At 69.6% G+C, this 23,587-nt stretch carries 24 protein-coding genes; 18 read left to right on the top strand and 6 right to left on the bottom strand.

What is annotated here, in order from left to right; translation table 11 throughout:
- The first annotated feature begins 44 nt into the window (after positions 1–44).
- The 14 genes from ACFO27_RS01420 to ACFO27_RS01355 all read left to right on the top strand — a co-directional run bounded on the left by ACFO27_RS01420 (position 45) and on the right by ACFO27_RS01355 (position 13,386).
- On the top strand, positions 45–845 hold the full coding sequence (locus tag ACFO27_RS01420; protein WP_376815683.1) for a MaoC/PaaZ C-terminal domain-containing protein: 801 nt from the start codon (positions 45–47) through the stop codon (positions 843–845).
- A 9-nt stretch (positions 846–854) separates the two neighbouring features.
- On the top strand, positions 855–1,649 hold the full coding sequence (locus ACFO27_RS01415; RefSeq protein WP_376815682.1) for an alpha/beta fold hydrolase: 795 nt from the start codon (positions 855–857) through the stop codon (positions 1,647–1,649).
- A 96-nt stretch (positions 1,650–1,745) separates the two neighbouring features.
- On the top strand, positions 1,746–2,504 hold the full coding sequence (locus ACFO27_RS01410; RefSeq protein ID WP_376815681.1) for an SDR family NAD(P)-dependent oxidoreductase: 759 nt from the start codon (positions 1,746–1,748) through the stop codon (positions 2,502–2,504).
- Positions 2,497–3,864, top strand: coding sequence for an amidase (locus ACFO27_RS01405; RefSeq protein WP_376815680.1), 1,368 nt, complete (start codon positions 2,497–2,499; stop codon positions 3,862–3,864). Before ACFO27_RS01410 ends, ACFO27_RS01405 begins: the two co-directional genes overlap by 8 nt.
- A gap of 18 nt (positions 3,865–3,882) precedes the next feature.
- On the top strand, positions 3,883–4,647 hold the full coding sequence (locus ACFO27_RS01400; RefSeq protein WP_376815679.1) for an enoyl-CoA hydratase/isomerase family protein: 765 nt from the start codon (positions 3,883–3,885) through the stop codon (positions 4,645–4,647).
- A 57-nt stretch (positions 4,648–4,704) separates the two neighbouring features.
- Positions 4,705–5,712, top strand: a complete 1,008-nt coding sequence (locus tag ACFO27_RS01395; RefSeq protein WP_376815678.1) for a zinc-binding dehydrogenase — start codon at positions 4,705–4,707, stop codon at positions 5,710–5,712.
- A 63-nt stretch (positions 5,713–5,775) separates the two neighbouring features.
- On the top strand, positions 5,776–6,804 hold the full coding sequence (locus ACFO27_RS01390) for an ABC transporter substrate-binding protein (RefSeq protein ID WP_376816373.1): 1,029 nt from the start codon (positions 5,776–5,778) through the stop codon (positions 6,802–6,804).
- Positions 6,805–7,004: 200 nt separating this feature from the next.
- The gene (locus tag ACFO27_RS01385; protein ID WP_376816372.1) at positions 7,005–7,745 is read left to right on the top strand and encodes an ABC transporter permease; all 741 of its coding nucleotides are present in this window, start codon (positions 7,005–7,007) and stop codon (positions 7,743–7,745) included.
- Positions 7,746–7,747: 2 nt separating this feature from the next.
- Positions 7,748–8,551, top strand: coding sequence for an ABC transporter permease (locus ACFO27_RS01380; RefSeq protein WP_376815677.1), 804 nt, complete (start codon positions 7,748–7,750; stop codon positions 8,549–8,551).
- Complete coding sequence (locus ACFO27_RS01375) at positions 8,544–9,623, top strand: ABC transporter ATP-binding protein (protein ID WP_376815676.1); 1,080 nt, start codon at positions 8,544–8,546, stop codon at positions 9,621–9,623. Before ACFO27_RS01380 ends, ACFO27_RS01375 begins: the two co-directional genes overlap by 8 nt.
- 104 nt (positions 9,624–9,727) lie before the next feature.
- Entirely contained in the window at positions 9,728–10,165 is a 438-nt protein-coding gene (locus ACFO27_RS01370; protein ID WP_376815675.1) for an acyl-CoA thioesterase, read from the top strand.
- Between the two features lie 40 nt (positions 10,166–10,205).
- A complete protein-coding gene (locus ACFO27_RS01365; protein WP_323026505.1) occupies positions 10,206–10,901 on the top strand; it encodes a CoA transferase subunit A in 696 nt (231 codons plus the stop codon).
- An 11-nt stretch (positions 10,902–10,912) separates the two neighbouring features.
- Positions 10,913–11,566, top strand: coding sequence for a CoA transferase subunit B (locus tag ACFO27_RS01360; protein WP_376815674.1), 654 nt, complete (start codon positions 10,913–10,915; stop codon positions 11,564–11,566).
- Between the two features lie 5 nt (positions 11,567–11,571).
- Positions 11,572–13,386 carry an aminopeptidase P family protein gene (locus ACFO27_RS01355; RefSeq protein ID WP_376816371.1) on the top strand — a complete coding sequence of 605 codons (1,815 nt, stop codon included), beginning with the start codon at positions 11,572–11,574 and terminating at the stop codon, positions 13,384–13,386.
- Between the two features lie 80 nt (positions 13,387–13,466).
- Here the strand turns inward: ACFO27_RS01355 and yghX are convergent, their stop codons facing one another.
- On the bottom strand, positions 13,467–14,354 hold the full coding sequence (gene yghX, locus ACFO27_RS01350; RefSeq protein ID WP_376815673.1) for a YghX family hydrolase: 888 nt from the start codon (positions 14,352–14,354) through the stop codon (positions 13,467–13,469).
- A 169-nt stretch (positions 14,355–14,523) separates the two neighbouring features.
- Between yghX and ACFO27_RS01345 the strand changes: the two genes are divergently transcribed.
- The 4 genes from ACFO27_RS01345 (at position 14,524) to ftsB (ending at position 18,805) form a co-directional block, all read left to right on the top strand.
- Entirely contained in the window at positions 14,524–16,206 is a 1,683-nt protein-coding gene (locus ACFO27_RS01345; protein ID WP_376815672.1) for a CTP synthase, read from the top strand.
- 28 nt (positions 16,207–16,234) lie between these two features.
- Complete coding sequence (gene kdsA / locus ACFO27_RS01340; RefSeq protein WP_376815671.1) at positions 16,235–17,089, top strand: 3-deoxy-8-phosphooctulonate synthase; 855 nt, start codon at positions 16,235–16,237, stop codon at positions 17,087–17,089.
- Positions 17,090–17,226: 137 nt separating this feature from the next.
- Positions 17,227–18,513: a phosphopyruvate hydratase gene (gene eno, locus ACFO27_RS01335; protein ID WP_376815670.1), complete on the top strand. Its 1,287-nt coding sequence runs from the start codon at positions 17,227–17,229 to the stop codon at positions 18,511–18,513.
- A 16-nt stretch (positions 18,514–18,529) separates the two neighbouring features.
- Entirely contained in the window at positions 18,530–18,805 is a 276-nt protein-coding gene (gene ftsB / locus ACFO27_RS01330; protein WP_323026512.1) for a cell division protein FtsB, read from the top strand.
- Between the two features lie 70 nt (positions 18,806–18,875).
- Here the strand turns inward: ftsB and ACFO27_RS01325 are convergent, their stop codons facing one another.
- From ACFO27_RS01325 to ACFO27_RS01305, 5 genes are all read right to left on the bottom strand, one after another.
- The gene (locus ACFO27_RS01325) at positions 18,876–19,895 is read right to left on the bottom strand and encodes a TadE/TadG family type IV pilus assembly protein (protein WP_376815669.1); all 1,020 of its coding nucleotides are present in this window, start codon (positions 19,893–19,895) and stop codon (positions 18,876–18,878) included.
- A 119-nt stretch (positions 19,896–20,014) separates the two neighbouring features.
- Positions 20,015–20,947: an Hsp33 family molecular chaperone HslO gene (hslO, locus tag ACFO27_RS01320; RefSeq protein WP_376815668.1), complete on the bottom strand. Its 933-nt coding sequence runs from the start codon at positions 20,945–20,947 to the stop codon at positions 20,015–20,017.
- A gap of 37 nt (positions 20,948–20,984) precedes the next feature.
- The gene (locus tag ACFO27_RS01315; RefSeq protein ID WP_376815667.1) at positions 20,985–21,503 is read right to left on the bottom strand and encodes an RDD family protein; all 519 of its coding nucleotides are present in this window, start codon (positions 21,501–21,503) and stop codon (positions 20,985–20,987) included.
- Between the two features lie 128 nt (positions 21,504–21,631).
- Complete coding sequence (locus tag ACFO27_RS01310; protein WP_376815666.1) at positions 21,632–21,820, bottom strand: hypothetical protein; 189 nt, start codon at positions 21,818–21,820, stop codon at positions 21,632–21,634.
- A gap of 128 nt (positions 21,821–21,948) precedes the next feature.
- The gene (locus ACFO27_RS01305) at positions 21,949–23,586 is read right to left on the bottom strand and encodes a THUMP domain-containing protein (protein WP_376815665.1); all 1,638 of its coding nucleotides are present in this window, start codon (positions 23,584–23,586) and stop codon (positions 21,949–21,951) included.
- Position 23,587 lies beyond the last annotated feature (1 nt).

The raw sequence follows: 23,587 nt of genomic DNA, 5'->3' as shown, positions 1-23,587 counted from the left end.
CGTCCGGCCCCGGACGATCCCGCGCAAAGCCACCGGAAACAGCCATGCCCAACGATCTTGCTCAATTGGCCGGGAAGGACCTCGGCGCCCACGTGTCTGCGTACGACGCGAACAAGGCGATCCTGTACGCGCTCGCCGTGGGGGCGGCCGCCTCGGAGCTCGACCTGGTCTACGAACGCGACCTGCGCGTCCTGCCGACGTTCGGCTGCGCGCTGGGGCTGTGGGCCGTCGAGTCCGCCGGCCGGCTCGGCGCCTACGATCCCAAGGCGTCCCTGCACGTGGCCCAGAAGATCCACGTCCATCGGCCGCTGCCGGCATCCGGAAACATCGAGATGCACGGCGGGGTGGCCCGCGTCTTCGACAAGGGCAAGGCGGCCCTGATCGAGGTCGAGGTCGACTCGGAATTCTTCACCGCGACCTACACCATCTTCCTGCCCGGCATGGGCGGCTGGGGCGGGGACCGGGGGCCGTCGGCCCCCGCGGCGGCGGACGAGGCGTTCACGCAGGCCACGGAAACGGGGACGAGCCCCGAATTGGCGGCCCTGTACCGCCTGACGGGCGACCTGCATCCCGTCCACATCGACCCCGAGGTCGCCCGCGCCAACGGGTTCCCCCGGCCGATCCTGCATGGCCTGTGCACCCTCGGGATCTCGGCGCGCGTCGTCGCCCGCCAGCATGGCGTCCATCCGGCCGATCTCCGCTACCTGGAGGCCCGGCTCACGGCGCCGGTGCTGCCCGGGGATTCCCTGGCGGTGGCGTCCGGACGGCGGGACGACGGGATCCACTTCCGGACCCTTTCCAAGGGCGCGGTGGTCCTGGGCGGCGGCAAGGCTGTGTTCGGCTGAGAAGAGGCCATGAAAATGAATCGGGCGATCATCAACGACATCGACGTGGCGTACACCGTGGAAGGGGCCGGGGATCCGGTCGTGTTCATCCACGGCCTGGCCGAAGATCTCCACACCTGGCGTGCGCAGCAGCGGGCCCTCGGCGGCCGGTACCGGAGTTTCGCCTGCGACCTGCGCGGGCACGGCATGACGACCCTCGGGCAGTGCGACGGCACGCTGGCGCAGCTTGGGAACGACCTGCTGGCCTTCATCGGGCAGGTCTCCGGGCCCGCCACCGTCGTCGGGTTCTCGCTGGGAGGCGCCATCGCGCTCTGGGCGGCCGCCGAGCGTCCGGACCTGGTGAGGAAATCGGTCGTGCTGGGGACCTCGTCGGTTGTCGGGCGCCTGGCCGTCCAGTTCTACGAGGAACGGATCGCGCAGGCCGCCGACACCGGCTCGGCCGCGTTCAGGGACGCCATGCGCGCCGATACCGAGGCGGGGCTTTTCCGGGCACGGGATTCCCTGGACCGGATCGTCGCCGCGCGCCTCGCGGCCGTCGGGGACGGCCGGGGCTACGTCAATGCCGCCAGGGCCATGATGGGCCTGCACGCCGAGCCGCTGACGCCGCGCCTGTCGCGGATCGAGACGCCCGTCGTGGTGATCGGCGCCGAACACGACAGGTTCTGCCCGCAAAAGGCGGCGACGATCCTCCTGGAAGCCTTGCCGGGCGCCGAATTCATGGCGATACCCGACGCCGGGCACTTGATGAACGTGGACAACCCCGACGCGGTGACGCGGGCCCTGCGCCAGGCCCTGGCCGATTGAAGCCACGGGCGGCTCTTTCTCTTTCCATGCGGGCATGGCGATCGGGACTCCCGGCCGTTGCGCACGAAAACGGTTCGATCTCAAGGAGATGATGAAATGGTTGAAAGCAAGGTGGCATTCATAACCGCCGCGTCCGGCGCGGGCATCGGCAGCGCGATCGCCCGGCAGCTCGCGGACGATGGCTACGACGTGGTGATCACGGATGCGCACGAGCGCCGCTGCCGCGAGTTCGCGCAGCAGCTCTCGGAGCAATACGGGCGTCCGTTCCTGGCCGTTCCCCTCGACGTCGGCGACGCCGACATGGTCGAGCGGTGCGTCGCGCAAGTGCTGGACGAGAAGGGCCGCATCGACGCGCTGGTCAACAACGCCGGCTGGTCCACCATCGCGCCCGTGGCGGAACTGGCGCTGGCGGACTGGCGGCGCTGCCTGGACATCGACCTGACGGGGACGTTCCTGACGATGCGCCACATCCTGCCCGCGATGATCGAGCGGAGCGGCGGGGCGATCGTGAACATCAGCTCGATCGCGGCCTACGAAACGTCGACCGAGCACGGCGCGGCCTATTCCGCCGCCAAGGCGGGCGTGCTGGCCCTGACGCGCGTCGCCGCGGCCGAGAACGGCCGGCACGGCATCCGCGTCAACGCCATCACGCCGGGCCTGATCTACAACGATTTCCTGCGCAAGATCTATCCGGCCGAATTCTTCGACGGCTATGCCGAGAACCGGTCCCTCGTGGGCCGGGTCGGGCGGCCCGAGGATGTGGCCTCGCTGGTGTCGTTCCTCCTGTCGGACAAGGCCGGGTACATCACGGGCGAGGTCTACGGCATCAGCGGCGGAGTCCATCCTCATGGCTAAGGACGTCAGCCTGCTCTCGATCGCGGAACTGGCCGGGTCGTACCGGGACCGCTCGCTGAGCCCGGTCGAGGTGGCCGAGGCCTTCTTCGAGCGCATCGAGCGGCACGACGGCGCATTGCATGCCTACGTCGAGACCACCCGCGACCTGGCGCTCGAACAGGCGAGAGAGGCCGAGCGCGCCTACGCGTCGGGGAAGGCGGACGCCGCGCTGGCCGGCATTCCGGTCGCCATCAAGGACGCCTTCCACGTCGCGGGGGTCCGGACCACCCTGGGCTCGGACGTGTACCGGGGCCTGGTCGCCAAGGGCGATTCCGGCCTGGTGCGCCGCCTGCGCGCCGCCGGCGCCGTCTTCCTGGGCAAGACCAATACGGCGGAATTCGGCCAGTCCGCGACGACCGACAATCTGCTGGGGCCGGATACCGCGACCCCCTGGGACCTCGCCCGGACCGCCGGGGGTTCGAGCGGCGGGTCGGCGGCCGCGGTCGCGGCCCGGCTCGCCACGGTCGCCGTGGGGTCCGACGGCGGCGGGTCGGTGCGCATTCCCGCGGCCTTCTCGGGGATTTTCGGCCTCAAGCCGTCGCCCGGCCTGTGCGGGGACGAACACGGCTTTCGCGGCATGACGGAATTCGTCAGCGCCGGGCCGATGGCCCGGTCCGTGGCCGATGCGCGGATCCTCCTGGGCGTGCTGGCCGACGCCCGCTTCGAGCGCGGGGCGGATACACGGCCCCTGCGCGTCTGCTACTGCCCGGCGCCCGAGAACCGGCCGGTCGATCCGGGCGTGGCGGCCGTGGTGGAACGCGCCGCCAGGGTTTTCGAGGAGCTGGGACATTCCCTTGAGGAAGATCATCCTCCGATCCAGGGCTGGGGTGATATTTTCGGACCATTGGTCCTCGAAGAGGAACATCGCGAACGGGGGCATCTCCTGAAGCTCTGTCCGGAAAGGCTCACCCGCTACGAGCGATCCGCTCTCGAGGCCGCCGTCGCGCTGGACCCCGACGACGTCCGGCGCGCCCGCGCGCTGCTGCTGGAATTCCGCGCCCGCCTCGCCGCGTTCTTCGACCGCTACGACATCGTGCTGACCCCCGCGACGGCCGTGCCGCCCTTTCCGCTGGGGGAACGGCCGAAGTTCATCCGCGGCGTCGCCGTGGACCGGCTGTGGGGGGCGTTCCCGTTCACCGCGCCGTTCAACGTGGGCGGGGTCGCGGCGGCGGCGGTGCCGTGCGGCCTGTCCGGCGGCCTGCCGGTGAGCGCGCAGATCGTGGCCAGGGCCGGAGAGGAGCGGCTGCTGCTGGATGCCGCGCAGGACTTGGAGGAAGCGGTCGGATTCGATCGCGGCCCGCTGGATTCGATGTGGACCTGAGACCCCTGGGGCAAGCTCATGCGCGCAAATCTCGTTGAAAGAACGGTCCGGGGAACGGTCCTGGTGCTGGAGATGAACGATCCCGCATCCAGGAACGCCTTGTCCCGCGGCATGCTGGCCGGCCTGTCCGAGGCCATCGGGCATGTCGACGCGAACGTGCTGGGCATCGTGCTGACGGGCGGCGCGGACTGCTTCAGCGCGGGGGGGGATTTCCGCGAGCTGAAGGGCACGAGCGAGGATCTCGGCTACGACGAGGCGGTGTCCGCCGTCGTCGCCGCGATCCTGGCCTCGGACCGGATCGTCGTCGCCGCGATCGAGGGGCCGTGCATGGGCGCCGCCGCCGACATCGCGCTGGCGTGCGACTACCGGATCGCGGGCGCCGGCGGCTTCGTGCAGATCCCCGCCGTGCGCCTGGGGATCCTTTACAACCCGGCGGCGGTCGAGCGTATCGGACGGTCCTATCCGCGCGACACCGTCCGGCGCCTGCTGCTGGCGGGCGAGCGGTTCGACGATCACGAGGCCCGCCGCGCCGGCCTGTTTTCCAGGGTCGTGCCCAAGGGCGAATCCGTCGGCGCGGCGCTGCGGGACCTGGAACGGCTCGATGCGGGGCAGGCGGACGCCGTCCGGGCGACGAAGCGGCTCCTGGCGGACCTGGAGGCGGGGCGGGCCGATCGGGCGCACTGGGAACGGCGGCGCGCCGAGCTGCTGGACTCGGAGCAGAGAGGGGCCGCCATCCGGCGGGCGCATGCGCGTTTTATCGACAAACCGGGAACGCGCCGGTGAGCCGCCTCGCGGCGCGCGGCATCGAGCGGTTCCCCGAACGAGGATGGAGATGAGCAAATGGCACAGAACATGAAGGCGGCGGTCATGCGCCAGCACGGCGGCCCCGAGGCGCTGTCGGTGGAAGAAGTGGCCCGGCCGGTTCCCGGCGCGGGCGAGGTCCTGGTCAAGGTCGCGGCGTGCTCGCTCAGCCGGCTGGACATCTTCATCCGCGACGGGATGCCGGGCCGCGTCATCCGGATGCCGCACGTCGGCGGGTGCGACGTGGCGGGCTGGATCGAGGCGATCGGGCCCGAGGTGTCCGGCCTGCGGACGGGGGCGCCGGTCCTGATCGACCCGTTCTGGAACGGCGAGATGCTGGGCGAGGCCTACTGGGGCGGATTTTCCGAATACGTCGTCGTATCGGAGAAAGGCCTGCTGCCGCTGCCGGAAGCCGCGCGCTTCGTCGAATATTCCTGCCTGCCCACGGCCTACGGCACGGCCTACCGCATGCTCCACAGCCGGGGGCGGCTGCAGGCTGGCGAGTCGCTGGTGGTCGTGGGCGCCAGCGGCGGGGTCGGGGTCGCCTGCGTCCAATTGGGCGCGCGGGCCGGCGCGCACGTCATCGCCTGCACCAGCAGCGAGGACAAGGCCGCGCGCCTGAGGACGATCGGCGCCGACGAGTGTGTGGTCGCACCGGACGGGCAATTCGGCAAGCAGGTCTGGAACCTGACCGGCAAGCAGGGGGCCGACATGGTGGTCGATTTCACCGGAACCGCCACCTGGACCCAGTCCCTGCGGTCCGTGAAGCATGGCGGGCGGCTGATGTGCTGCGGCGCGACCACCGGCTTCGAGGCGGCTACCGACCTGCGGTATCTGTGGACGCGCGAAATGGACATCCGGGGGTCGGACGGATGGAAGACCGAAGACCTGCGGCAGTTGCTGGGGATCATGGCCGGCGCCGAGTTCGCGCCGGTGATCCATGCCGTATTTCCGCTGAGCAGGATACAGGATGCCATGCGCGAGCTGGAGGGACGCTCATGCTTCGGAAAGATCGTCGTCGTGCCGGACGGCGTGCAGGCTGCGTGATGTAGATGCAGAAGACATGCGCCGACCCGGCGCCCCGGCGCGCGAACCATGATTCCATTATCAATAGACAGGAGACAAATCATGAAAACCAGGCCGCTTTTCCTTGCCCTTGCATTGACGTTTTCCGCGAGCGGTTTCGCCGCGGAACCTTCTCTCGTGTTCACTTCGTGGGGCGGCACCACGCAGGACGCCCAGAAGAGCATCTGGGCCGACGGCTTTTCCAAGGCCCAGCACATCTCCGTCCTGCAGGACGGCCCCACCGACTACGGCAAGATCAAGGCCATGGTCGAATCCGGCAACGTGTCCTGGGACGTGGTGGACGTCGAAGGCGATTACGCGGTCCGGGCCGGCATGGAGGGCATGCTGGAAAAACTGGACTTCTCCGTGATCGACAAGAGCCGCCTGGACCCGCGCTTCGTCACCGATTACGCGGTCGGGAGCTTCTACTATTCCTTCGTCATCGGCTGCAACAAGGATGCCGTCAAGGCATGCCCGAAGACCTGGGCCGACCTGTTCGACCTGGCGAAATTCCCCGGCAAGCGGACGTTCTACAAGTGGTCCGCCCCGGGCGTCATCGAGGCCGCGCTGCTGGCCGACGGCGTCCCCGCCGACAAGCTCTATCCGCTGGACCTGGACCGGGCCTTCAAGAAACTGGACACCATCAAGTCCAGCATCGTCTGGTGGAGCAGCGGGGCGCAATCCCAGCAGCTGCTCGCCTCGGCCGAGACGCCCTACGGGTTCTTCTGGAACGGCCGCCTGACCGCGCTGACGAAGACGGGCGTCAACGTCGAGACGTCCTGGGACCAGAACATCACGGCCGCCGACATGCTGGTCGTGCCCAAGGGGGCCAAGAACAAGGCGGCGGCGATGAAATACATCGCCTTCGCCACCAGCGCGGCCTCGCAGGCGAAATTCGCCGAGCTCACCGGCTACGCGCCGATCAATCTGGTCTCGCCCACGCTGATGCCCAAGGAGGTCCGCGACACCCTGCCGGACAAGCAGGCCGCCACGCAGGTCAACGCGAACCTGGGGTACTGGGCCATGCATCGCGACGACATCGGGACGCGCTGGTACGCCTGGCAGGCGCAATGACGGGATCGGCATGACATTTGGATCCGGGCCGCCGCGGCGGCCCGGATCCGGGGGCAGGGATACGCCATATGGTTTCTTCGATTTCGACGGGCGGGGCCGGCGGGCGGGGAGCGGGGAAAAGACCGCTTCCTTCTGGCCCCATCGCCTACATTGCGCCGGCCCTCGTGCTGATCGCGCTGTTCTTCATCGTTCCGGTCCTGATGCTGCTGGTGCGCAGCGTCCTCGAACCGGCCCCGGGGCTGGAGAACTACGCGACGCTCTTCGGTTCGACCACCTACCTCAAGGTGTTCTCCAACACTTTCCTGGTGGCCTCGCTCGTGACGATCGTGTCCGTCGTCGTCGGCTTTCCGGTCGCCTGGGCGCTGGCGATCCTGCCCAGGCGATGGGCGGTCTTCCTGCTCGCGGTCATCGTCCTTTCGATGTGGACGAACCTGCTGGCGCGGACCTACGCCTGGATGGTGCTGCTGCAGCGCACCGGCATCATCAACAAGATCCTCATGAATCTGGGCATCATCGACAGTCCGCTGGCGCTGGTGAACAACATCACGGGCGTGACGATCGGCATGGTCTACATCATGCTGCCGTTCATCATCCTGCCGCTCATGGGGGTGATCTCGTCGATCGACGCTTCGATCCTGCGCGCCGCCGCGCTGTGCGGGGCCGGCAAGTGGCAGAGCTTCACGCGCGTGCTGCTGCCGCTTTCGCTGCCGGGCATCGCCGCCGGGGCGCTGATGGTCTTCGTGATGTCCCTGGGCTACTTCGTCACTCCGGCGCTGCTGGGCGGCGCGTCGAGCATGATGCTCGCCGAACTCATCGCCCAGCTGGTCCAGTCGCTGGTCAAGTGGGGGCTGGGCGGCGCCGCGGCGTTCGTCCTGCTGGTCGTGACCCTGGGGCTGTACTTCCTGCAGCTGCGTTACCTGAAGGTCGACAAGAGGAGCTAGACATGCTGCTGGATTTCAACCGCCTGGGGGGCCTGCGCTATTTCCTGATCCTCGTCACGGGACTGGTGCTGCTGTTCCTGATCCTGCCCATCGTCTTCATCGCCGCGCTTTCGTTCGGTTCCTCGCAGTGGCTGATCTTTCCGCCGCCCTCGTGGACCTTGAAATGGTATTACGAGCTGTTCTCGGATCCGCGATGGCTGTATACCGCCCTGACGAGCCTGAAGATCGCGGTCATCGTCACCGTGCTTTCCGTCGTCCTGGGCTTCCTGGCGTCCCTGGGCCTGAACCGGGGCGAGTTCGCGGGCAGGGAACAGATCCGCGCGTTGTTCCTGACGCCCATGATCCTGCCCGTGATCGTGCTGGCCGTGGCGCTCTACGCCCTGTTCCTGAAGCTGGGCCTGGCCGGCACCACCATCGGTTTCGTCATCGCGCACCTGCTCGTCGCCTTGCCCTTTTCCATCATCTCGATCAGCGGCGCGCTGGACGGGTTCGACAAATCCATCGAGGACGCCGCCATCCTGTGCGGCGCCTCGCCCTGGGAGGCGCGGCTCAAGATCACGGTCCCGTCCATCCGGCACGGCCTGTTCACGGCCGCCGTCTTCTCCTTCCTGGCCTCCTGGGACGAGGTGGTCCTGGCGATCTTCATGTCCAGCCCGACCCTGCAGACGCTGCCCGTGAAGATATGGACCACCCTGAGGCAGGACCTGACCCCCGTGGTCGCCGCCGTCTCGACCATCCTGGTGGCGCTCACCTCCGTGCTGATTTTCGCACCGCTTGTGTTTCGCAAGAGGCAAAAAGATGACTAGACCTTTCTTGAGCATTCAGGGCATCCGCAAGGATTACGGGGGCTTCACCGCCATCAGGGACGTGACGCTCGACATCGCCCGGGGCGAGTTCATGACGTTCCTGGGCCCCTCGGGGTCCGGCAAGTCGACCACCCTGTACATCCTGGCCGGATTCCAGGACCCCACCGAGGGCGACATCCTGCTCGACGGCGAGAGCCTGCTCCCGGTGCCTTCCCACAAGCGCAACATCGGCATGGTGTTCCAGCGGTACACGCTGTTCCCGCACCTGAGCGTCGGGGAAAACGTGGCCTTTCCCCTGCGGGTGCGCCGCTGCGCGAAATCCGAGATCGAGGACCGGGTCCACGCGGCGCTCAAGCTCGTCCACCTCGAGGATTTCGCCGGCCGCAAGCCCGCGCTGATGTCCGGCGGCCAGCAGCAGCGCGTGGCGCTGGCGCGGGCGCTGGTCTACGACCCGCCGCTGCTGCTGATGGACGAGCCGCTTTCGGCCCTGGACAAGAAGCTGCGCGAGGAGCTTCAGTTCGAGATCCGGCGGATCCACCAGGAAACGGGCGTCACGATCCTCTACGTCACCCACGACCAGGAGGAAGCCCTGCGCCTGTCCGATCGCATTTCCGTCTTCAGCCAGGGCAGGATCGAGCAGATCGGAACCGGCCAGGAGCTCTATGCGGAGCCCGCGACCCGCTTCGTGGCGGGCTTCATCGGCGACAGCAATTTCCTGGCGGCCGACATCCTTTCCGTGGCGGCGGACAAGGCGAAGCTGTCCATCTGCGACGGCATCGTCATCGACGGCGTCCCGGTCCAGGGGCGTTCCGCGGACTCGGACCGCCCGTCGCTGCTGCTGCGGCCGGAACGGATCTCCGTCTCGCTCTCGCGGCAGGAATGCGGCGTGCCCGTGACGATCCGGGACCTGACCTTCCTGGGCAACATGGTCGAAGTGAGCTCCGTCACGGATCGGGACGAGCCCGTCAAGATCCGGATTCCCTTCGGCAACCGGATCGTTTCGGAACTGGCCGCGGGGGACCGCGTCTGGGCGAATTTCGATCCTGGCTCGCTGCATGCCTTCTACGGCTGAGGCCATGCGCCGGGGCGGGGACCGGCGGATCGCGGTGGTACCATACCTCGGCCGCGGGCGGGAGCGTCCGCGGCCATCCGGTCATTCCACGAGCGAGCCCCTTCATGCCTTCGGACCCCTCCGCCACGCAATCCGCCTCCGGGACGTTTGAAACTCCGGTCGACGTCCGCTGGGGCGACATGGACGCCCTGCGCCACGTCAACAACGCGGTCTATTTCTCCTACTTCGAGGAAGCCCGGGTCCGGCTGTTCGCCGCGATGGGACTGGACGGCGCCGCGGGCCGCTACGGCGTGCTGGCCCACGCCTCGTGTGATTTTCTCAAACCGCTGATGTATCCTGCCCGTGTCGTCGTCGGCATGAAGCTCGTGCGCGTCGGGCGGAGCAGCCTCGAGCTGGACTGCTGGGTCGCGGACGCCGGAGACCCCGGGACGCTGCATGCCCGCGGCCGCAACGTGCTGGTGTGCACCGACGCCGCCACCGGCCGGCCCCTGCCCTGGACCGACGCCGACCGGCAGGCGCTGGATCGCTGTTTCGCCGCCTGACGCGCCATCGATTTCTGTTCATCTACGAAGGAACCGTTGTATGGATAAAGTCTACGAGAGTGCCGAGGCCGCCCTGCGCGGCGTCGTGGCCGACAACCAGATGATCGCCGTCGGCGGTTTCGGGCTGTGCGGCATCCCCGAAGCCCTGATCGCGGCCCTGCGGGATTCGGGCGTGCGCAACCTGACCTGCGTCAGCAACAACGCCGGGGTCGACGGCTTCGGCCTGGGGCAGTTGCTGTCCACCCGCCAGATCACCAAGATGATCGCGTCCTACGTGGGCGAGAACAAGGAATTCGAACGCCAGTACCTGGCCGGAGAGCTGGAGCTGGAATTCACGCCGCAGGGCACGCTGGCCGAAAAGCTGCGCGCGGGCGGCGCCGGCATTCCGGCGTTCTTCACCGCCACCGGCGTGGGCACCGTGGTGGCCGAGGGTAAAGAAACCCGCGAGATCGACGGCCGCACCTACATCATGGAACGCTCCCTGGTGCCGGACGTGTCCCTGGTCAAGGCCTGGAAGGCCGACCGCAGCGGCAACCTGAAATTCCGCCGCACGGCGCGCAACTTCAATCCCAACGTCGCCATGGCGGGCCGCATCACCATCGTCGAGGTCGAGGAAATCGTGCCCACCGGCGCGTTCGACCCGGACGAAGTCCATCTGCCGGGCATCTACGTGCACCGCATCGTCCTGAACGCGCATCCCGAAAAGCGCATCGAACAACGCACCATTCGTCAATAAGGAGGCAGATCATGGCTTGGGATCGCGAACAGATGGCGGCGCGCGCCGCGCAGGAACTGCGGGACGGCTACTACGTCAACCTGGGCATCGGCCTGCCCACCAAGGTCGCCAATTACGTGCCGCAGGGCATGGAAGTCTGGCTGCAGTCGGAAAACGGCCTGCTGGGCATCGGCCCCTTCCCCACGGACGACGAAGTCGACGCCGACCTGATCAACGCCGGCAAGCAGACCGTGACGACGCTGCCGGGCTCCTCGATCTTCGCCTCGGCGGATTCGTTCGCCATGATCCGGGGCGGCAAGATCAACCTGGCCATCCTGGGGGCCATGCAGGTGTCCGAAAAGGGCGACCTGGCCAATTGGATGATTCCCGGCAAGATGATCAAGGGCATGGGCGGCGCCATGGACCTGGTGGCCGGCGTGGGCAGGGTCGTGGTGCTGATGGAACATGTCGCGAAGGCCAAGGACGGCACCGAGTCCCTGAAGCTGCTGCCCGAATGCACGCTGCCGCTGACCGGGGTGGGGGTGGTGAACCTCATCATCACCGACCTGGGCGTGATGGAAGTCACCGACGGCGGTCTGCGCCTGACTGAACTGGCCCCGGGCGTGACGGTCGACGAGATCCGCGCCAAGACGTCGGCCAGGCTGGACGTGTCGGCCGTCGCCTGAAGGAAATCGCCGTGACCTTGCCGCATTCCCCGGCGACGCCCGCCGAGCGCGTCGCAGCCCTGCGCGGGCAGATGGCGCGGTCGGGCCTGGCCGCCTGCCTGGTGCCGACCGCCGATCCGCACCTGTCGGAATACCTGCCGGACCATTGGGCCGCGCGCGCCTGGCTGTCGGGCTTCGACGGCTCGGCGGGTAGCCTGCTGGTCACGGCGGACTTCGCCGGGCTGTGGACCGACAGCCGCTACTGGGTCCAGGCCGAAGCCCAGCTGCGGGGCTCCGGGATCGTGCTGATGCGGACTGGCGCGCCGGACGTGCTGGATCCCCTGGACTGGGTGCTGGCGCATCTGGCGCGCGGCGACCGGGTCGGGGCCGACGGCCGGGTGCTGGACCTGGCGTCGGAACGGCGCTGGCGAACCGGCCTGGAAGAGGCCGGCATGGCCCTGATCCTGGACCAGGACCCGGTCGGCGCCATCTGGACCGGCCGGCCGGCCCTGCCCGCGGCCAAGGTATTCGAGCACCGGCCGCCGCATGCCTGCCGCGCGCGGGCCGAGAACCTGGCCGCCGTGCGGGCCGCGATGCGCGATCACGGTGCGGCCTGGCACCTGCTGTCCTCGCTGGACGACATTGCCTGGCTGCTGAACCTGCGCGGCGCGGACGTGGACTACAACCCGGTCTTCCTGGCGCACGCGCTGCTGGACGCGGCCCGGGTGCGCCTGTATGTGGCGTCCGGCAAGATCGACGGCGAACTGGCCGGCCGCCTGGCGGCCGACGGGGTGGACTTGCGCGATTACGCCGCGCTGGCCGCCGACCTGGCGGCCCTTCCGGCCGGCACCGCCCTGCTGGTGGACCTGGCGCGGGTCACGGCGGGCACGCTGTCGCACGCGCCCCAGGCGCGGCGCATCGAGGCGATCAACCCGTCCCAACTGCTCAAATCCGTCAAGAACGCCGCCGAGGCCGACAACATCCGGGCCGCGATGGCCCAGGACGGCGCCGCCCTGTGCGAATTCTTCGCCTGGTTCGAGGCCGCCCTGGCGGCGGGCGAACGCATCACCGAGATTGACGTCGATACCCGCCTGTCGGCGGCGCGCGCCCGGCGCCAGGGGTTCGTCAGCCTCAGCTTCGCCACCATCGCCGGCTTCAACGCCAACGGCGCCATGCCGCACTACCGCGCCACCGAATCGTCCCACGCGGTCATCCAGGGCGACGGCCTGCTGCTGATCGATTCCGGCGGGCAGTACCTGGGCGGCACCACCGACATCACCCGGGTCGTGCCCATCGGCGCGCCCTCGGACGCGCAGCGCGCCGACTACACCACCGTGCTGCAGGCCCACATCGCCCTGGCGCGGGCGCGCTTCCCGGAAGACACGCCGTCCTCCGTGCTGGACACCCTGGCGCGCATGCCGCTGTGGCGCCGGGGCCTGGACTACGGCCACGGCACCGGCCACGGCGTGGGCTACTTCCTGAACGTCCACGAAGGTCCGCAGTCGATTTCCGTGCGCGGCCACGCGCGGCCCCACCAGGGCATGAAGGCCGGCATGCTGACTTCCAACGAGCCCGGCCTGTACCGCGACGGGCAATGGGGCATCCGCATCGAAAATCTGGTGCTGGCCGTGCCGGCCGGGCGGAGCGAATTCGGCGCCTTCCTGGAATTCGAGACCGTCACCCTGTGCCCCATCGACACGCGCTGCGTGGTGCGCGAACGGCTGTCAGCCGACGAGATCGCGTGGCTGGACGCTTATCATGCCCGCGTGCGCGAGCGCCTGCTGCCCCTGGTGGACGGCGCGGCGCGGGACTGGCTGCTGGCGCGGACGGAAGCGCTGTAGTCCGGCCGGTGGGCCGTGGCGGCGCCGCCGTCGCGGAAGACCGCTCCCGGGATCCAAGGCAGGCGGCGCGCGGGACCGCCCTACGCCAGCCAGCGCCTGAACCAGGCCAGGGTGCGGCCCCAGGCCAGCTCGGCGGCTTCCCTGTCGTAGCGCGGGGTCGAATCATTGTGGAAGCCGTGGTTCACGCCCGGGTAGATGTGGGCCTCGTAGGTCTTGCCGTCGGCTTTCAGGGCGGCCTCGTAGGCCGGCCAGCCGGCGTTGACGCGCTGGTCCAGCCCGGCATAGTGCAGCAGCAGGGGCGCCCGGATGCGGGGCACGTCCTCGGGGCGCGGCTGCATGCCGTAGAACGGCACGGCCGCCGCCAGCTCGGGGTAGGCGACGGTGGCCGCGTTGGCGACGCCGCCGCCGTAGCAGAAGCCGACGATGCCGACCTTGCCGGTCGCGCCGGCCACGGAGGGCAGGAATTCGATCGCGGCGAAGAAATCGTTCATCAGCTTTTCCGGATCGACCTGCTGCTGCAGTTCGCGGCCCCGGTCGTCGTTGCCGGGATAGCCGCCCTTGGAACTGAGGCCGTCGGGCGCCAGCGCCATGAAGCCGGCCTTCGCCAGGCGCCGGGCGACGTCCTCGATGTAGGGATTCAGGCCGCGGTTCTCGTGGACCACCACGACGCCGGGCACGTCGCCCGGCGCCTTGGCCGGCCGCGCCAGGTAGGCGCGCACCGCGCCGTTGCCCCTGGGCGAGGGGTAGGTCACGTATTCGGCGTGGATGCCCGGGTCGGTGAAGGACACCTGCTCGGCCAGCGCATAGTCGGGCGACAGGGCGGCCAGGACCGAGGCCGCGCCCAGGGCGCCGGCGGCGTAGCGGGACGCCCGGTCGAGGAACTCGCGCCGGTCGATCAGGCCGTGCGCGTAGAAGTCGTAGAGTTCCAGCAGTTCCGGCGCGAAGTCTTTTGCGGTCAGCCTGGACATGATGTCCCCCCGGAGGCTTCCATGAGTGGGTCCGGAAACCATGGTAGGCGAGACGGGCGGCGCGGTAAAGCGGCGCAATCCGACGGGCGGGGACGGCCCGAAGGCCCGGACCGAGCGGTTATAATCCAAATTTCCCGCTGCGCCCGTCCACACCGGGCATCTATCCGAAATGACCAAATACGTATTCGTCACGGGGGGAGTGGTCTCCTCCCTGGGCAAGGGCATTGCCGCGGCCTCCCTGGCCGCGATCCTGGAATCCCGCGGGCTGCGGGTCACGATGCTCAAGCTGGATCCCTACATCAACGTGGATCCGGGCACCATGAGCCCCTTCCAGCACGGCGAGGTCTTCGTCACGGAAGACGGCGCGGAAACCGACCTGGACCTGGGCCACTACGAGCGCTTCGTGTCCGCCCGGATGCATAAGGTCAACAACTTCACCACCGGCCAGATCTACGAATCGGTGCTGCGCAAGGAGCGCCGGGGCGACTACCTGGGCAAGACCGTCCAGGTCATCCCGCACATCACCAACGAGATCCAGGATTTCATCGCCCGGGGCGCCAAGGCGGCCTTCGACGGCCAGGCCGACGTGGCCATCGTGGAAATCGGCGGCACGGTGGGCGACATCGAATCGCTGCCCTTCCTGGAAGCCGCGCGCCAGATGAGCCTGCGCCTGGGCCGCAACCAGTGCGCCTTCGTGCACCTGACGCTGGTGCCCTTCATCGCCTCGGCCGGCGAACTCAAGACCAAGCCGACCCAGCACTCGGTGCAGAAGCTGCGGGAAATCGGCATCTACCCCAACGCGCTGCTGTGCCGCGCCGACCGGCCCGTGCCCGACGACGAGCGCGCCAAGATCTCGCTGTTCTCCAACGTGCCCCTGGACGCCGTGATCTCGGTCTGGGACGCGGACTCGATCTACAAGATCCCCGCCATGCTGCATCAGCAGGGCCTGGACAGCCTGGTCTGCGACGCGCTGGCCCTGACCCCGCCGCCGGCCGACCTGACGGTCTGGGACCGCCTGGTGCACGACCTGGAAAACCCCCGCGGGTCCGTCACCATCGGCATGGTCGGCAAGTACGTCGACCTGACGGAATCCTACAAGTCCCTGTCCGAGGCCCTGGTCCACGCGGGCATCCATACGCACGCCCGCGTGAACATCGAATACCTGGATTCCGAGGAAATCGAGAGCCAGGGCACGGCCTGCTTGGCCGGCCTGGACGCCATCCTGGTGCCGGGCGGCTTCGGCAAGCGCGGCACCGAGGGCAAGATCAAGGCCATCCGCTACGCCCGCGAGCACGGCATCCCCTACCTGGGCATCTGCCTGGGCATGCAGCTGGCCGTGGTGGAATTCGCCCGCCACGTCGCCGGCCTGGGCGGGGCCAACAGCACCGAATTCGATCCCTCGGCGGCCCACCCGGTGGTGGCGCTGATCACCGAATGGCAGGACCGCGAGGGCAAGGTCGAGCGGCGCGACGCCTCGTCCGACCTGGGCGGCACGATGCGCAAGGGCGCCCAGCGCTGCCCCGTCAAGCCGGGCACCCGCGCCTATGAAATCTACGGTCCGGAGGTCAACGAGCGCCACCGCCACCGCTACGAGGTCAACAACGTCTACGTCCACCGCCTGGAAGAGGCCGGCCTGGTGATCAGCGCCCGCACGCCCACCGAAAACCTGCCGGAAATCATGGAAATCCCCTCGCACCCGTGGTTCATGGGCGTGCAGTTCCATCCGGAATTCACCTCCACCCCGCGCGACGGGCATCCGTTGTTCACCAGCTACATCCAGGCCGCGCTGGCCCGCCAGCGACGCCAGGCGGAAAAGCCCGAGGCGCAAAAGCCCCAGGCGCAAAAGGCCTGAGCCCGGCCGCACCGTTCAAGGAGCCCCCATGCAGCTGTGTCACTTCCAGGCCGGAATCGAACATCCCCTGTTCCTGATCGCCGGCCCCTGCGTCATCGAGTCGCGCGAGCTGGCCTTCGAGACGGCCGGCATCCTGCAGGAAATGACCCGGGCGCTGGGAATCCCCTTCATCTACAAGAGCTCCTTCGACAAGGCCAACCGCAGCTCCGGCAAGTCGTTCCGCGGCCCGGGCATGGACGAGGGCCTGAAGATCCTGGACGACGTGCGCCGCCAGTTGGGCGTGCCGGTGCTGACCGACGTGCACGAGACCGGTCAGGTGCGCGAGGTCGCGGCCGTGGTGGACGTGCTGCAGACGCCGGCCTTCCTGTGCCGCCAGACCGACTTCATCCAGGCCTGCGCGGCGACGCTCAAGCCCGTCAACATCAAGAAGGGCCAGTTCCTGGCGCCGGAAGACATGGTCCAGGTCGTGTCCAAGGCGCGCGCGGCGGCCCTGGAGGCCGGCGGCGACGGCGGCAACATCCTGGTCTGCGAGCGCGGCGCGTCCTTCGGCTACCACAACCTGGTGTCGGACATGCGCTCGCTGGCGATCATGCGCGGCACCGGCTGCCCGGTGGTGTTCGACGCCACGCATTCGGTCCAGCTGCCGGGCGGGCAGGGCACGCATTCCGGCGGCCAGCGCGAATTCGTGCCGGTGCTGGCGCGCGCGGCCGTGGCGGCCGGCGTGGCGGGGGTGTTCATGGAAACCCATCCGAACCCCGACCAGGCCCTGTCCGACGGTCCCAACGCCGTGCCGCTGGACCGGATGCGCGGGCTGCTGGAATGCCTGGCCGGGCTGGACCGCTGCGTCAAGCAGTCCGGCGCGCTGCGCGACGGCGGCCTGTGAGGCCGCTGAATAGTCGTTATAAACGCCGCCGCGTGCGGCCGGCCGGAGTCCCGGGGTAGACTGGCCCCACGGGCATCCCGTTAAAATGGCGGGATTCCCTCTTTCACCCACCCCTACACAGGCAGGACTGTCAGACCATGAGTGCAATCGTAGACATCATCGGACGCGAAATCCTCGATTCGCGCGGCAACCCCACCGTGGAATGCGACGTGCTGCTCGAATCGGGCGCCATGGGGCGGGCCGCGGTGCCGTCGGGCGCGTCCACCGGTTCGCGCGAGGCCATCGAGCTGCGCGACGGCGACAAGTCCCGCTACCTGGGCAAGGGCGTGCTGCGCGCCGTCGAGCACGTCAACACCGAGATCTCCGAGGCCCTGATGGGGCTGGACGCCCAGGAACAGACCTTCATCGACCGCACCCTGATCGACCTGGACGGCACCGAAGACAAGAGCCGCCTGGGCGCCAACGCGATCCTGGCCGCCAGCATGGCGGTGGCCCGCGCGGCCGCCGACGACGCCGGCCTGTCGCTGTACCGCTATTTCGGCGGCAGCGGCCCGATGCAGATGCCGGTGCCGATGATGAACGTCATCAACGGCGGCGCGCACGCCAACAACACCCTGGACCTGCAGGAATTCATGATCCTGCCGGTGGGCGCCTCCAGCTTCCGCGAGGCCCTGCGCATGGGGGCGGAAGTCTTCCACGCCCTGAAGAAGATCATCGGCGCCAGCGGCATGTCCACGGCGGTCGGCGACGAGGGCGGCTTCGCCCCCAACGTGGCCAACCACGAGGCCGCGATCGAGCTGATCCTGAAGGCCATCGGCGAAGCCGGCTACGAGGCCGGCTCCCAGGTGGTGCTGGGCCTGGACTGCGCCAGTTCCGAGTTCTACCGCGACGGCAAGTACCACCTGGCCGGCGAAGGCGGCATCGCCCTGGGTTCCCAGGACTTCGTCAACCTGCTGGCGTCCTGGTGCGACAAATATCCCATCGTCAGCATCGAGGACGGCATGGCCGAGGACGACTGGGAAGGCTGGAAGCTGCTGACCGAACAGCTGGGCCGCAAGGTGCAGCTGGTGGGCGACGACCTGTTCGTCACCAACACGAAGATCCTGCAAAAGGGCATCCAGCAGGGCATCGCCAATTCGATCCTCATCAAGATCAACCAGATCGGCACCCTGACGGAAACCTTCGCCGCCATCGAAATGGCCAAGCGCGCCGGCTACACGGCGGTGATCTCGCACCGTTCCGGCGAAACGGAAGACTCCACCATCGCCGACATCGCCGTGGCCACCAACGCCATGCAGATCAAGACCGGCTCCCTGTCGCGTTCCGACCGCATGGCGAAGTACAACCAGTTGCTGCGTATCGAGGAAGAGCTGGCCGAAGTCGCCTCCTACCCCGGCGTGTCGGCCTTCTACAACCTGCGCTGACCCGCGCCCCGCACCCATGCGCCTGCTCAGCCTCGTCCTGCTGGCCCTGACCCTGGCGACACAGTACCCGCTGTGGTGGGGCAAGGGCGGCTGGCTCAGCCTGCGCGGCCTGCAGGCGCAGGTGCAGGCGGAGACCGAGGAAAACGAGGCCCTGACCGCGCGCAACAACGCCCTGCAGGCCGAAGTCCAGGATCTCAAGACCGGGATCTCGGCGGTCGAAGAGCGCGCCCGCAGCGAATTGAACATGATCCGCGAGGGCGAATACTTCGTCCAGGTCCTGCCCCGGCAGTAATGCCGGGGCCGCGCTCCGCCGTTCCGGCGGTGCGTGCCGGATGCGCCGCCGGCGGGGTGGACCGCCGCGTTCAGGGCGCCGGCGCGCAGGCCGCGGGATCCGGCCCCGCATCCACGCCCCCGCCCGGATCCGCGGCGGTCCCGTCCGGGTCTTCCAGCGCGTCCGGATCGGGCGGTTCCCGTTCGTTCCCCAGTCCTCCGCCCGGCGCCGCGCCGGCCGCGGGCGCACCGGCGTCCGCCGTCGGCGGTCCCGCCGGGTCCGATCCGCCGGTCCATTCGGAGGGGCCGGCTTCCCGAACCGGCGGCGGGGCCGGTGCCGTGTCATGCGTCACCCGCCCGTCCGCCAGGTCGGGCCAGGCGGCCGGGTGCGACTGCATGGCGACGCCGACCCGACGGCGGAAGGGCAGGTAGCCCGCCGCCATGAGGCGGGCCTGGGCGGGGTCGCCGGCCAGGGGCGCCAGGGCGCGCACGATGGCCGCCACGCCCGGCACCAGGGGGCGATGCGGCCACCATAGCTCCAGGACCAGGGTGTTGGCCTCATGGATGGTGAGGCCGGAGCGGGGGCCGCGGCCCCCGGGCCAGCCCTGGGCCAGCCGGCGGGCCTGCTGCCGTGCCTGGTAGTCGTTGCGGATCAGCGGCTGGCCCGGATGGTCGCGCGGCCCCCGGAGATCCGGGTCGGCGTGGTCCAGGAACGCATCGGGGGACGGCCGCGCGATGCGGATGCGCCAGGGCGCGCCCAGGGCGGCCCGGCGTTCGCGCAGCGCCCGGCCGGCGGCGCGGGGATCGGGGTAGGCCATGCGCAGCCCGTGCTCGAAGGCCTGGGCGATGGCCTGGGGCCGGGCCTGGCGCGTGGCGCCCGCCCGGGCGGCTTCCATCAGGGCCAGGCTGAGCGTCTGGCGCAGGCCCGACCAGTGGGCGGCCTCCACCCCGCCCAGCCCCAGCGTCAGGACCGGAACGGACGCCAGCAGGAAGCCGGCCATGCCCGCGCCGCGCTGGCGGCGGTGCGCGGCGGCGCAAGAGGCGTGCGCGCATCGCTGGCGGGCGAGCCGGGCGTGGAACGATTCGGGGGCGGCATGGCATGGATTCGGCATGCGCGGCAGTATGCGACCGATCCGCCGGGCCGGGTAGTGTGGGAATTACGCCGTGATCCGGATGTCGCGCGCCGGCGGCCTTCCGGAACGGCCGCACGGGGCGCCGCCGTCTTGTGCCTTCAGTGCAGCGTGTCCGAGCCGGGTGCCTGCAGCGTGTCGGGGCCGTCCGCGAACAGGGCGGCGCAGTCCACCGCGTCGAAATCGTAGGGCCGGCCGCAGAAGTTGCAGGCGATGTGCACGTGGCCCTGTTCGGCCAGGATGTCCTCGACCTCTTCGCGGCCCAGCGTGCGCAGCATGCCCGCGACCCGCTCGCGGCTGCAGGGGCAGTGCCAGCGCACCGGCTGTTCCGGAAAGACCAGCAGGTCGTCTTCCCAGAACAGGCGGCGGATGAGCGTGTCGGTGTCGGTCGTGCGCAGTTCCTCGCGCCCCAGCGTGTCGGCCAGGGTGGCGCAGTGCGCCCAGGCGGCGTCGGCCGCGTCGGACCGCTCCGGCGCGCCGGACGGGGCCGATTCGCCGGGCATGCGCTGCAGCAGCAGCCCGGCGCAGGCCTGGGCGTCGGCGGCGAGCCAGAGCCGGGTGTCCAGCTGCTCCGAGTGCTTCATGTAGTGTTCGAGGACGGCGGCGACCGTGTCGCCTTCGAGCGGCACGATGCCCTGGTAGGCCGTGGCGCCGGCCTGGCGTCCCGAGGGGTCGAGCATCACCATGAAGCGGCCCTGGCCGTCGGCGTTGAGCAGGTCCTGCAGGGTGGCGTCGGCGGGCGGCGCGGCGTCTTCGCGCAGATGCGCGGTGGCCCGCAGGTCCAGCGTGGAGGTGCATTCGACCATGATGAGGCGCACGGGGCCGTTGCCCTGGAGCTGCAGGATGACCGAACCGTCGAACTTGATGTTGCCGGCCAGCAGCGCGCTGGCGGCGGCCAGTTCGCCGAGCAGGCCGACGAGGACGGGGGGCAGGTCCTGGTGGGCCAGTCCGGTCCGCCAGGCCCGGGTCAGGCGCAGGGCCTGGATGCGGGTGCCGCGGTCGGCGGTCAGGTATTTCTTCAGGATGTCGCTCATGCGGGGTTCCGGTGGGATGCGGCCGGGCGCGGGAGGTTCAGGCGGCGGGGGCGGTACGCAGGTCGCGCAGTTCGGTGCCCAGCAGCCGGTCGTGCAGGAACTGGCCCTGGGGGTCGATCCAGGTCCAGAGGAAGATCGAGAACGGGGCGCAGACGATCAGCAGGTCGAACGAGGCCCAGCCGGTGGCGCGCGACAGGCCGCCGATCGCCAGGGCCGCGAGCAGCGGCAGCGGCCACAGCAGCAGGTAGCGCAGCAGCATGCGCGAACCCCGCAGGGGACGGCCGCCCCGGTCCGTGAGGCGGATGTCCCAGGTCTTCATCGGCAGGGTCTGGCCGCCGCGCCGCCAGCAGGCGATGAAATAGACGCCGATGGCCAGGAAGAGGAACGCCTGCCGGCCATGGCGCAGCATCAGGCCGCTGCGGCTCTGGGTCAGGGTGTCGAACAGGTAGCCCGCCAGGAACACCACGCCGAAGAGCAGCACGCCTTCGTACATCATGCAGGCGAAGCGGCGCAGGCGCGGCGGGGCGGCGGGTACGGCCGGTGCGGGATCGGACATGTGCGGCGGATGGACTCGGAAACCGTCCATTATCGCTGAAAACGAAGGGCCCCGGCGCCGGATCCGGCGGCGGGACAGAAACACGAAGGCCGCCCGATGGGGCGGCCCGGAGATCCTGCCGAAGGAGATCAGTGGGCGGCGCGGACCGTGTGGTGCACGCGGCCTTCGGGGGCCTTGAAGAAGCCGGCGACCTTGCGGAACAGATGCTTGATGGCGTGATCCAGGGCGTATTCCTGCTGGGCCTCGATGGCTTCTTGCAGCAGTTGGCGTTCCAGGGCGTCGGTCAGGCGGATGTCGGTATTCTGCAGGGTCTTCATAGCAAGCCTCTTTGCTTGAGAAAGAGCGTTTCGCTCGGGTTAACCCTATTATAGGGAAAACCCTAAGTCGTATGCAAGCCCCTGGACCGGATCCCCCGGCCGGCCCCGCGATTTCCGTGGCGAAAAGCCTACGCCTTGTTCCGGTAGCCCGCCGCCACCAGTTCGAACTGGAACAGGCGGCAGTCCAGGGCGCCGTTGTGCAGGGGGTGGCGCCGACGGGCCTTCAGCCGCATCCGGCCCGGCAGGTCGAGATCGCTGGTGATGACATTGAGCCACCAGCCGCCGTAGTGGCGCTTCAGCCAGCTCGCCCATTCGGGCCACAGGTCCCTGTCCTCGTCCGCCAGCCGTTCCCCGTAGGGCGGATTGGTCACGATCCAGCCGGCCGGCGCCGGGGGCGGCATCTGGCGCGCGTCGCAGATCTCGAAGCGGATGGTGTCCGGGCTCAGGTGGGCGCGCTCGGCGTTGGCGCGCGCCGCCTCGATGGCGCCCGGGTGGATGTCGCAGCCCACCAGGGGCTGTTCCAGGCGCGGGGCGATCCGGGCGCGGGCGTCTTCCTTCAGGTCGCGCCACAGGCGGACGTCGTGGGCGCGCAGCCGCTCGAAGCCGAAGGGGCGCCAGATGCCCGGCGGCACGCCCAGGGCGATCCAGGCCGCCTCGATCAGCAGGGTGCCGCTGCCGCAGAAGGGATCCAGCAGGGGGGCGTCGGGTGGCCAGTCGGACAGGGCCAGCAGGCCGGCCGCCAGGTTCTCGCGCAGCGGCGCTTCGCCCTTGTCCAGCCGCCAGCCGCGTTTGAACAGGGATTCCCCCGAGACATCCAGGTACAGGGTGGCGTGCCGTTCGTCCAGGAACAGGTGGACGCGGGCGTCTGGGCGGACCGTGTCGATGTCGGGCCGTGCGCCTTCGCGTTCGCGCAGGCGGTCGCAGATGCCGTCCTTGGCCCGCAGGTTGCAGTATTGCAGGCTGCGCATGGGGCTGCGGATGGCCGAGGTGTCCACGCGCAGGGACTGTTCCGGACCGAACCAGCGCTCCCATTCGGTGTCGCGCGCCAGGGCCAGGATGTCGTCCTCGTCGCGGACTTCGGCCCGGGCGACCTGGACCAGGATCCGGGTCGCCAGGCGGGAATACAGGTTGGCGCGCAGCACGCCGGCCCAGTCCGCCTGGAAGTGGCAGCCGGCGCGCCCGGCGCGCACGGCCTCGTGGCCCAGGGCCTGCAGTTCCAGCGCCAGGGCTTCCTCCAGGCCGTGCGGGCAGGGGGCGAAGACCTCGAAGGTTTCGGCGATGCGCGGCTGGCGCGGCGCCCGGGGCAGGCGCTGGACGCGCGGCTTTTCCGTGTCGGGGGCGTCCGGGCGGGCGTCGGTGCCGGCATCTCGGCGCGCGAAGGGCCGCGCGTCCAGCGTCGCGCGCCGGGGAGGGCGGGCGTCCGGCCGGTCGGCGCGTGGTTTGCGAGGGCCGTCCGGTCGGGGCCGGTCGGCGTAGGGCTGGTCCGCGCGGGCCCGGGCGGGCGCGCCGGACTTCGGGCGGGCGGTCCGTTCGGAGTCCGTGTGCCGGGCGGGCTGGTCCGGGCGGGCCGGGCGCCGGGTCCCGGCCTTCTTCGGGGACTCGGCCTCGGCGCCGTCCTCCGGCCGGATCTGCCGGGCGTGTTCCCGCAGCGCGGCCTGGCGCGCGCGGGCGCCCGAGCGCTTGCGGGGCTCCTCGCCCGTTCCGCCGCCGGCGGGGGCGGCCTTTTTCTTCAGGCCGAGGGTCTTGCGTGTCGTGGAATCGTTCATG

The organism is Castellaniella denitrificans, from assembly GCF_042653765.1.
Classification (GTDB): Bacteria; Pseudomonadota; Gammaproteobacteria; order Burkholderiales; family Burkholderiaceae_B; genus Castellaniella; species Castellaniella denitrificans.
Note: the sequence above shows the minus strand (reverse complement) of the source record. Positions and strands in the feature narration are given on the sequence as shown.

Excerpts from the sequence above, each read along its gene's own strand:
- ACFO27_RS01420 (WP_376815683.1), top strand. The coding sequence starts at position 45 with ATGCCCAACGATCTTGCTCAATTGGCCGGGAAGGACCTCGGCGCCCAC.
- ACFO27_RS01415 (WP_376815682.1), top strand. The coding sequence starts at position 855 with ATGAAAATGAATCGGGCGATCATCAACGACATCGACGTGGCGTACACC.
- ACFO27_RS01410 (WP_376815681.1), top strand. The coding sequence starts at position 1,746 with ATGGTTGAAAGCAAGGTGGCATTCATAACCGCCGCGTCCGGCGCGGGC.
- ACFO27_RS01405 (WP_376815680.1), top strand. The coding sequence starts at position 2,497 with ATGGCTAAGGACGTCAGCCTGCTCTCGATCGCGGAACTGGCCGGGTCG.
- ACFO27_RS01400 (WP_376815679.1), top strand. The coding sequence starts at position 3,883 with ATGCGCGCAAATCTCGTTGAAAGAACGGTCCGGGGAACGGTCCTGGTG.
- ACFO27_RS01395 (WP_376815678.1), top strand. The coding sequence starts at position 4,705 with ATGGCACAGAACATGAAGGCGGCGGTCATGCGCCAGCACGGCGGCCCC.
- ACFO27_RS01385 (WP_376816372.1), top strand. The coding sequence starts at position 7,005 with ATGCTGCTGGTGCGCAGCGTCCTCGAACCGGCCCCGGGGCTGGAGAAC.
- ACFO27_RS01380 (WP_376815677.1), top strand. The coding sequence starts at position 7,748 with ATGCTGCTGGATTTCAACCGCCTGGGGGGCCTGCGCTATTTCCTGATC.
- ACFO27_RS01375 (WP_376815676.1), top strand. The coding sequence starts at position 8,544 with ATGACTAGACCTTTCTTGAGCATTCAGGGCATCCGCAAGGATTACGGG.
- ACFO27_RS01370 (WP_376815675.1), top strand. The coding sequence starts at position 9,728 with ATGCCTTCGGACCCCTCCGCCACGCAATCCGCCTCCGGGACGTTTGAA.
- ACFO27_RS01365 (WP_323026505.1), top strand. The coding sequence starts at position 10,206 with ATGGATAAAGTCTACGAGAGTGCCGAGGCCGCCCTGCGCGGCGTCGTG.
- ACFO27_RS01360 (WP_376815674.1), top strand. The coding sequence starts at position 10,913 with ATGGCTTGGGATCGCGAACAGATGGCGGCGCGCGCCGCGCAGGAACTG.
- yghX (WP_376815673.1), bottom strand. The coding sequence starts at position 14,354 with ATGTCCAGGCTGACCGCAAAAGACTTCGCGCCGGAACTGCTGGAACTC.
- ACFO27_RS01345 (WP_376815672.1), top strand. The coding sequence starts at position 14,524 with ATGACCAAATACGTATTCGTCACGGGGGGAGTGGTCTCCTCCCTGGGC.
- kdsA (WP_376815671.1), top strand. The coding sequence starts at position 16,235 with ATGCAGCTGTGTCACTTCCAGGCCGGAATCGAACATCCCCTGTTCCTG.
- eno (WP_376815670.1), top strand. The coding sequence starts at position 17,227 with ATGAGTGCAATCGTAGACATCATCGGACGCGAAATCCTCGATTCGCGC.
- ftsB (WP_323026512.1), top strand. The coding sequence starts at position 18,530 with ATGCGCCTGCTCAGCCTCGTCCTGCTGGCCCTGACCCTGGCGACACAG.
- ACFO27_RS01325 (WP_376815669.1), bottom strand. The coding sequence starts at position 19,895 with ATGCCGAATCCATGCCATGCCGCCCCCGAATCGTTCCACGCCCGGCTC.
- hslO (WP_376815668.1), bottom strand. The coding sequence starts at position 20,947 with ATGAGCGACATCCTGAAGAAATACCTGACCGCCGACCGCGGCACCCGC.
- ACFO27_RS01315 (WP_376815667.1), bottom strand. The coding sequence starts at position 21,503 with ATGTCCGATCCCGCACCGGCCGTACCCGCCGCCCCGCCGCGCCTGCGC.
- ACFO27_RS01310 (WP_376815666.1), bottom strand. The coding sequence starts at position 21,820 with ATGAAGACCCTGCAGAATACCGACATCCGCCTGACCGACGCCCTGGAA.
- ACFO27_RS01305 (WP_376815665.1), bottom strand. The coding sequence starts at position 23,586 with ATGAACGATTCCACGACACGCAAGACCCTCGGCCTGAAGAAAAAGGCC.